The organism is Protofrankia sp. Cj5, assembly GCF_917627405.1.
Classification (GTDB): Bacteria; Actinomycetota; Actinomycetes; order Frankiales; family Frankiaceae; genus Protofrankia.
Genome location: NZ_CAKJTO010000132.1, coordinates 3,670 through 11,555 on the forward strand (window position 1 = coordinate 3,670; position 7,886 = coordinate 11,555).

6 protein-coding genes and 1 CRISPR repeat array are annotated in these 7,886 nt (G+C 67.6%); of the genes, 3 read left to right on the forward strand and 3 right to left on the reverse strand.

From position 1 onward, the window contains the following. Positions 1 to 52: 52 nt before the first annotated feature. Positions 53 to 818: a CRISPR direct-repeat array (repeat unit 30 nt; unit sequence GTTTCAATCCCTCTAGGGATGATCAGTGAC). A gap of 354 nt (positions 819 to 1,172) precedes the next feature. After that, positions 1,173 to 2,693: a substrate-binding domain-containing protein gene (locus tag MJ777_RS20215; RefSeq protein WP_239377458.1), complete on the reverse strand. Its 1,521-nt coding sequence runs from the start codon at positions 2,691 to 2,693 to the stop codon at positions 1,173 to 1,175. 361 nt (positions 2,694 to 3,054) lie between these two features. On the opposite strand from MJ777_RS20215, the gene MJ777_RS20220 reads away from it, so the two are divergent. Continuing rightward, complete coding sequence (locus tag MJ777_RS20220; RefSeq protein WP_239377461.1) at positions 3,055 to 4,425, forward strand: NAD(P)/FAD-dependent oxidoreductase; 1,371 nt, start codon at positions 3,055 to 3,057, stop codon at positions 4,423 to 4,425. A 321-nt stretch (positions 4,426 to 4,746) separates the two neighbouring features. Then, entirely contained in the window at positions 4,747 to 6,183 is a 1,437-nt protein-coding gene (locus MJ777_RS20225) for a diacylglycerol kinase family protein (RefSeq protein WP_239377459.1), read from the forward strand. Between the two features lie 60 nt (positions 6,184 to 6,243). On the opposite strand, the gene MJ777_RS20230 is transcribed toward MJ777_RS20225, so the two are convergent. After that, positions 6,244 to 7,164, reverse strand: coding sequence for a PAC2 family protein (locus tag MJ777_RS20230; protein ID WP_239346212.1), 921 nt, complete (start codon positions 7,162 to 7,164; stop codon positions 6,244 to 6,246). A 209-nt stretch (positions 7,165 to 7,373) separates the two neighbouring features. Between MJ777_RS20230 and MJ777_RS20235 the strand changes: the two genes are divergently transcribed. Then, the gene (locus MJ777_RS20235; RefSeq protein WP_239310645.1) at positions 7,374 to 7,526 is read left to right on the forward strand and encodes a hypothetical protein; all 153 of its coding nucleotides are present in this window, start codon (positions 7,374 to 7,376) and stop codon (positions 7,524 to 7,526) included. Here the strand turns inward: MJ777_RS20235 and MJ777_RS20240 are convergent. After that, the coding region (locus MJ777_RS20240) for a hypothetical protein (RefSeq protein WP_239377460.1) at positions 7,511 to 7,886 on the reverse strand (376 nt) is incomplete at its 5' end. The genes MJ777_RS20235 and MJ777_RS20240 overlap by 16 nt on opposite strands.

A 7,886-nucleotide genomic window follows, 5' to 3' on the forward strand; every position in this document is an offset into this window, starting at 1 on the left:
AGGGATGATCAGTGACGGACTCACCGCGCTTGAGGCGACCCAGAGAGGAGGTGTTTCAATCCCTCTAGGGATGATCAGTGACGGCCATGGACAAAAGGCGCCGGGGCCCACGCAAGCTGTTTCAATCCCTCTAGGGATGATCAGTGACGATCGATCTTGTCCGTTTGGACTTGGGCGATCAGCAGTTTCAATCCCTCTAGGGATGATCAGTGACGCGTGCGCGCGGACGCGGGAAATGGGGCTGGAGGCCGTTTCAATCCCTCTAGGGATGATCAGTGACTCGAGGACGAAGCCCGCAAGCTGGCCACCTGGCTCCGCAGTTTCAATCCCTCTAGGGATGATCAGTGACACCCCACGACTATGTGCACCACCACCAAGACCGGGTTTCAATCCCTCTAGGGATGATCAGTGACCGGTCTTCGTGTCGAGCGCCCTTGACGGGCCGCTGTGGTTTCAATCCCTCTAGGGATGATCAGTGACTGTGAAGCAGTTGGCAAAGTGGATGCCGCTGACGACGTTTCAATCCCTCTAGGGATGATCAGTGACGATCTCGACTCCGGCGCCCCGGAGCGCCCCGGACAGCGTTTCAATCCCTCTAGGGATGATCAGTGACCCGCGCTCGGCGCCGAGCTCGAACACGCGTTCGGCCTGCCCGCGTTTCAATCCCTCTAGGGATGATCAGTGACCTCCCAGCCCGACCCCCGCCTGGTCGGCCGGCTGCTGTTTCAATCCCTCTAGGGATGATCAGCGACGGCTCGTGGCCCACCTGCTGGCGGTCCCGGAGCGGAGTTTCAATCCCTCTAGGGATGATCAGTGACCCGAAGATAAACGCGCAGGTCACAGGCGGTTTCTGGCGTCGATCCGAGGCCTGTTCCGCAGCGGTCCGCCGGTAGTGCAACGCCGCAGGTCAGAGCCATGATCCGTATCATAGAGGATCGGGGTCCGGTTGCCCACCTCGCGGCCGATCGGCTCGTTCACGGATGTGCGGATCCCCGCGGAGGCGCACCGAGGGTCGGGCTTCTGGACGTCCACGGACGGTTACGGACACCGAACCGCCTGTGCAAGATGATGTCAAGGTCATCATCCGTAGCTATTCAGCGGTGCGAGTGCTGGGGGTAGCCAGGCTCCGGCTGTCCGACGTCCTGGCCCGATGGCCGCCGGTCATGGCGGAGTCACTCCTGGCATTTGCTGAAGCCCTCCGGGCTGTAGCACGGTAGCTGCCCAAAGGCCCCCATCACGTCCTGGCCGCCGCCTCTCATCAGATAGTTCAGGAAATTGGAGATGAGAGAACCGGCGGGTGACGGGCCGTAGGTATAAGCGTACTCGATCTCCACGAAGGGGTAGCTACTGTTACCGACGGGCTTGGCTGACGGCGCCTGGCTGTCGATGCGCAGCGTGTGCAGGCCCGGGAAGGTAGTGGCAGCCTGCAGTTCGCTGTAACCGATGGCGCCCGGCAGTGCGGCCACGGTTTTCAACACCGCTCCCGTGCTGTCGAGTTCGCAGCGGATGACCTTGTCCTGAGGGGAGTTCTTGTTCTTGCAGTCCAGGGAGGTGAAGGCCGGCTCGCTGATCCCGTCGAGGATGTGCCGCCGGAACAGGTCACGCGTGCCGGAGCTGGCATCCCGGCTTATGAGCAGGATAGGGAGGTCAGGGCCGTTGAGCTCCTTCCAGTTGAGGAAATCACCGTGGTAGATCTTCCGTATCTCATCGATTGTCAGGGTTTTGATCGGTAGCTGGTCATTCACCACGAGGGCGTAGGCGGAGACAGCGACACGCTCCTCCTGGAGCTGTGGGTAGCCGTCCGGCTTGTGCCCGTCGGAGAAGGCGACCAGGGCCGGATGGCCGTTCTTGGACTCACTGCCCAGCTCCGCCAGCTCCCGCACGCCTTTCTCGCTGCCGTGCGCATCCATCGTGATCTTAGTACCCGGGCAGCTTGACTCGTACCTTTTGGCGGCTTCCCGCACGACCGGCGCGAAGGCGGTGGAACCGGTGAGGGCAAGCTCGCCCGGGGCACAGCCGATGGGCGGCGGCAGGTCCCTGGGCATGACGATGATGCCCGCCAGCGTGACGAGGAAGAGGGAGAGCAGAATGGTGATCAAGCGGGCGGGCCTGCTGAACAGGGGCGGCTTGTCGTCGACCGTGATACTCCGGTTGAGCTCCACCACGCCGTTGCGGATCCCGCCGGTGACTCGGATGCCGCTGCCGACGCCACCACCGGTGAGCAGCACCAGCAGTTTGTAGTGCTGGCCGTGGTTGAGCGGGACGCGGGGGAGATAGATCGTGTTGCGGTCGAAGCGCATACCCCCCGCCGGGGCGAAGTGGTCCATCAGGTGTTCGGCGTCGGACTGGGTGACCGCGACGCCCTCGACGACGCGGTCGGTGAAGACGGCGGTGAGGCCGTGGACGTCGAGGCCGGTGTAGTCGGTGCCGGCGATGCTCTCCGCGCCGTCGTTTTCAATGCGGAGGAGGACGAGGGTTGCGTCGGACATGTCGTTGAACCGGCCGAATCGTACGCCTACCTGGCCCTGGTTACGGTTGTCGTTGCCGATGGGAGTATCCATCTGTACGCGATAGCCGATGCGTCTGCGATGCGGCACCCGGCGCTCATACCAGATTGCGCCGATGGACACCACGAGACCGAGCAGCGCGGTGAGCACAGCTATGATGTTTTGGGCGTTTAGCCAATCCCCCATATTTTACCCCGATCCCGTATGTGCTGTTAGGTCAGCGTGACGGTTCGGTCACCGTAACAGGTGGCATATCGGCTGATGGGCGGCTGCGGCTCCGGTTTGCCGAACGTTCAACAGGGCTACGACCCCGATTCACCCAGCTCGGCGGAGGCGGCCGCCGTGTTCCCGGCCGATGCAGAGCTGACGTCACTGTCGTGCTGACATGGAGATGAGGTCGTGGTTTACCGGTTGCCGTACCTGGAACGAGTCGCGGGAGACGACTGCGGTCGGCTCGTTCCCGACTCGTTGGAGGTGGATCGTGCCCGACAAGGTGTTCTCGAGCTGGCTTGACAACGTCCGTACCCGGCGGGGCGACAACGCCGCGGTGCCCAGCCCCGCGGCCGGCGCCCGGCGCCCGGAGAGCTTGGGGAGCCCGAGGGCGCTGCCCCGGGTCGTCGTGGTCGGCAGTGGCTTCGCCGGGTTCTCCGTGCTGCGACACCTGGAACGGCTGCTGCCCCCGGATGCCGCCGAGCTTATCGTCGTCTCCCCGGTCGACCATCTTCTCTACACGTCACTGTTGCCGCAGGTGGCCACCAGCGAGGCGGAGCCGCGCCACCTGGCGGTCTCCGTCCGGGCGGCGCTGCGGCGTACCACGCTTGCGCTCGGTCACGTGGTGAAAGTCGACTTCCGGGGCCGCACGATCACTGTCCGTCAACCCAACGCCGTACATGCACAGCTGCGCTGGGACCGCCTTGTGCTGGCACCCGGCGCGGTGACCCGCACCGTCGATATCCCGGGTCTGACCGATCACGCGCTTGGCCTGAAGAACCTCGCGGAAGCCGTCTACCTGCGCGACCACGTGCTCCGCCAGTTCGAGTACGCCGACGCATGCGAGGATCCGGTGGTGCGCCGGGCCCGGTGCACCTTCGTGATCGTCGGCGCCGGGTACACCGGGACCGAGCTTGCCGCGCAGATGGTGCGGTTCACCAGGCGAGCGGTGGGCCAGTATCCACGCCTGACCGAGCGGGACATCCGCTGGATTCTCACCGATCTGGCGCCTCGGGTGCTGCCCGAGCTGGGCGAGGCGCTCAGCAGGCGGGCGGCCCGGGTCCTTGCCGGCCGCGGGGTCGACGTGCGGCTGCGAACGTCCATCTCGGAGGCGGGCGCTGGGTGCGTCCGGTTCATCGACGGTGAGAGCGTCGCGACCCACACCCTTGTCTGGTGCGCCGGGGTGGCTCCCAGCCCGCTGATCTCCACGTTGGGCCTGCCGACCCAGCATGGCCGCCTGGTGGTGGATGCCCGGTTCCAGGTGGCTGCTGCCGCGGATGTGTTCGCGCTGGGAGACGCCGCGGCCGTGCCTGACGTGACCCGGGGCTGCCAGCCGGCGGGGCAGACCGCCCAGCACGCCGTCCGGCAGGGTGCCGTTGCCGCGCGTAATGTCGCGGCCTCGCTTGGTCACGGAACGGCGAAGCCCTACCGGCATCGCAATCTCGGTTTCGTCGTCGACCTCGGCGGCACCGCCGCCGTGGCTGATCCGCTCGGAATCCCGTTGTCCGGGGTGGCCGCCGCGGCGGTGACCCGGGGCTACCACCTGTGGGCGCTTCCCTGCCTGACCAACAGAACGCGGGTGGCCGCCGACTGGCTCCTGGATACGCTCACCCCGCGCCAGATCGTCCAGCTCGGGTTCCTGCCGCCGGCCAAGTCATCGATCAATGCCGCGGAGCGGATCGACATCTACCACAGCGGGCATTCATAAGAGCGCCCGGCAATAGGGGCGTGGATCAAGGAGCGGGGCTGGGGTGCGTGCATCGCAAGGCGGAGGAGGGAGTCACCCTGGTCTTTGGGGTGTCGACCGACGACAACGCAGCGAGGTGCGTGCCCCAGCCCCGCGACGCCGCGTCCCCTATTGCCGGGCGCTCTAAAGCTCCACCGGGGCGTGTACCGAGGCGGCCCCGGCTGGTGGTGGTGGTGCGGGCGGAGACGGTAGGGGAGGCTCCTTCCCGTGGGGCTGTCTGGCAGCCGACCCGTCCACCCGCGCCAGGCCGGGGGAGAGCCGGCCCGCAAGTGGGCAGAAAGGATGCGTGACGACGAAGACGGGACGGATCGGGAGCTCCAGTGGTCATGCCGTAGCTGTGCCCGCCCGGTGAGCGTACCGCCGGGCGGCTCGGCCAGCTCCGCGACCAGGGCCCAGCGGTGGCTCGCGCGGGTCGCTTTGGCAGCCGCGGCTGCCGCGGCCGCGGTGCTGGTGGGTTTTGCCCGTATCGCGAGCGTGCTGTTGGTGGGAGTCGCGCTTGTTGCGCTGGCGGTGACCGCCGCGGGCATCTGGTGGTTGCTGACCACCCGTGGCGTGCGGAGGCTGCTGTCGCTCCTGCTGGTGGTCGCGGTGCCGGTGGCGGTCATGGTTCTCTACGCGTGGGTCGGTCTCATCTGGGTGGTGCTGGTGTCGTCGGCGCTGTGGGCGCTGGCGGTCTCGACCGGCCGCGTCGCGCTCGCCCGGGACACAAGGCGGGCGGGAATCCCCCGGTCCGCGGCCGCCGAACACGAGGCACCCGCGCCCGAGCATCCCGTCATAATCATGAATCCGCACGCCGGCGGCGGAAAGGTGGCGAAGTACAACCTGGCGGAGCGGGCCGAAGAGCTGGGCGCCGACGTGGTCATGATGGACGTGTCAGGCAAAGCTGACGTGGTCGAACTAGCGCGCGCGGCGGTGAGCCGTGGGGCGGACCTGCTCGGCGTGGCCGGCGGCGACGGAACGCAGGCACTCGTAGCCGGCGTCGCGGCTGGATACGGCCTCCCCTTCATGGTCATCGCGGCCGGCACCCGCAACCACTTCGCGCTGGACCTCGGCCTGGACCGGGACGACCCGTCGACCTGCCTGAACGCGCTCACCGACGGCGTCGAACTGCGCGTCGACCTCGGATTCGTCGGCGGACGGCCCTTTGTCAACAACGTGTCCTTCGGCGCCTACGGGGCTGTGGTGCACAGTCCCGCCTATCGCGGTGACAAGGTCCAGACCCTCCTCGACATGCTCCCCGACCTGCTGGCCGGGCACGCTGGCCCGTACCTGGCGGTCCGTGCCGAGGGGCTCACCCTCGACGGGGCACGGGCGGTGCTGGTGAGCAACAATCCATACGGCACGGGTGACATCGCCGGTCTGGGGCGACGCGTGCGGCTGGACAGCGGGGTCCTCGGCATTCTCGGTGTCACCGTCGAGAACGCGGCACAGGCCGCGGGGCTGCTGCGCGGCAGGCACGGGGATGGTCTCGAGGTACGCACCGCGGCCGAGGTCGTTGTCGACGCGGCCGAGCCGAGCATCCAGATTGCTGTCGACGGCGAGGCGCTGTCGCTGTCCACACCGGTACGCTGCGTCGTCCGGCCGGGGGCCCTGCGGGTCCGGGTGCCGCGAGCCCGTCCCGGTGTCCCCGTGGCGAAGCCGCCGATGGACTGGCGACGGTTACGCGAGATGGCGCTGACGATGGCCCGGACCGCGGGCACGGGACGATCGAGTGGTTGAGCCGGCCCGGATCACGATGTCCGGAGGCGGGGCCGGATCATGTCCGGACGTGGGGCCGGATCACGGTGTGGGTGGGCCACCGGGCTCGGTCTGCTCGGCCAGAAAGCGTTCCAGCGCGGCGCCGAGCTCGTCCGCGGTCGGCAGGGAGTCGGTCGTGGCCGTGGGCAGGTTCGAGCCCTCCCGGCCGCGCATGAACGCGTCGTATTGCTCTTCGAGCGCCCGGACGAGCGCGGCGGCTTCGGCGCCCTCTTCCAGCTGCCGGTTGACGTTGTCGTGGACCGCGGCCGACGCCGCGCGCAGCCCGTCTAGCGGCAGCAGCAGGCCGGTCGCCTTGGACACCGCGGTGAGCAGCGCCTCGGTCGCCGCCGGATAGTCGGTTTGGGAGAGATAGTGCGGGACATGGGCGGCGAAGCCCATCGCGTCGCGGCCTTCCCGTCCCAACTCGTATTCCAGCAGATGGCCGGCGGTGCCGGGGACCTGTACCCGCCGCAGCCAGGGCTCGTACCCGGTGACCAGATCCGGTCGGGTGGCGTGGGCGGTGATCCCGCAGGGGCGGGTGTGCGGCACAGCCATCGGGATCGCGTTGAGGCCCACGGTGACCTGGACGCCCAGGAGCGCCGCGACGCCGCGCACCGCGGTGGTGAACCGCATCCACTGCAGGTCGGGTTCTGGGCCGCACAGCAGCAGGAACGAGGTGCCGGCGCTGTCGTTGAGCACATGCAGGCCGAGCACCGGCTCCTCGTAGTGCTCCCAGTGGTCCTCAACGAAGATCATGGATGGTCGGCGGGAGCGGTAGTCAAGCAGCTGGTCCACATCGAAGGTCACGATGAGCCGGTGCTCGAGGGCGCTCAGCAGGTGCTGGCTGGCAAGGCGGACCGCCCCGCCCGCGTCGACGACACCTGTCAGCGCCTCCACCAGCACGGGCCGACCCAGCTCGGGCAGATCGTCAGCGATCTCGTACAGCGCACTCGGGTCGAGCACCGGTGGAGACCTCCTCGCAGAATCCGTCAGGTGGCTTCACCGAAGATGAAGCCACGCCTGTCCCGATCTATTTCTGTCGTGCGGCCCTCGGCCCCGCGTCGCGGATCTCGTCGCGGCGGAGGGCCCGCGGTGGTGCGTGTACGGAGAACGGTATCGGTACCAGTATTGTGCCGTGCCGCGGTCTGGTTTTGTCCAGGTCGTCTCCGGTTTTGTCCGAGTCGTCCGTTGCGCTGGTCGTGCTGGTCGTGGTAGCAGCCGCCGCGGCAGCGGCGGTCGGCGGGAACGGTGTCCAGCCGGCCGGGGTGCTGAATGGCACGGAGAGCCATGATTACACCGCCTTTGATGATCAGTACCAGACGTAGGCGTTCGCGTGCCAGGCGGCCAGGCCGATGACCCACAGTACGATGTCGATGACGCCGAGGACGAACCCGGCTGTTGCCTGCCCGCCGCCGCCACCGCGCCTGCCACGCACGCCGAAGACGATCGCCGCGATGCCGAGGGCGATCCCGAGGAAGAACAGACCGGCGATCCCGCAGACCAGGCTGATGGTTCCGTCCCGCTTGGCGGTCGGCGTCCTGGTTGGTCCAAAAGTCATGCCCGGTGTGTTCCCACGGAACAACCCCGGTACACGCCGTGATGGATCGGTCATCCGCGAGTGAGTGTTCACAATGGCCGGTGAGCCCGGCCGGGCAGCTGGGGGCGACGGTGGGTCAGGTGGCGGT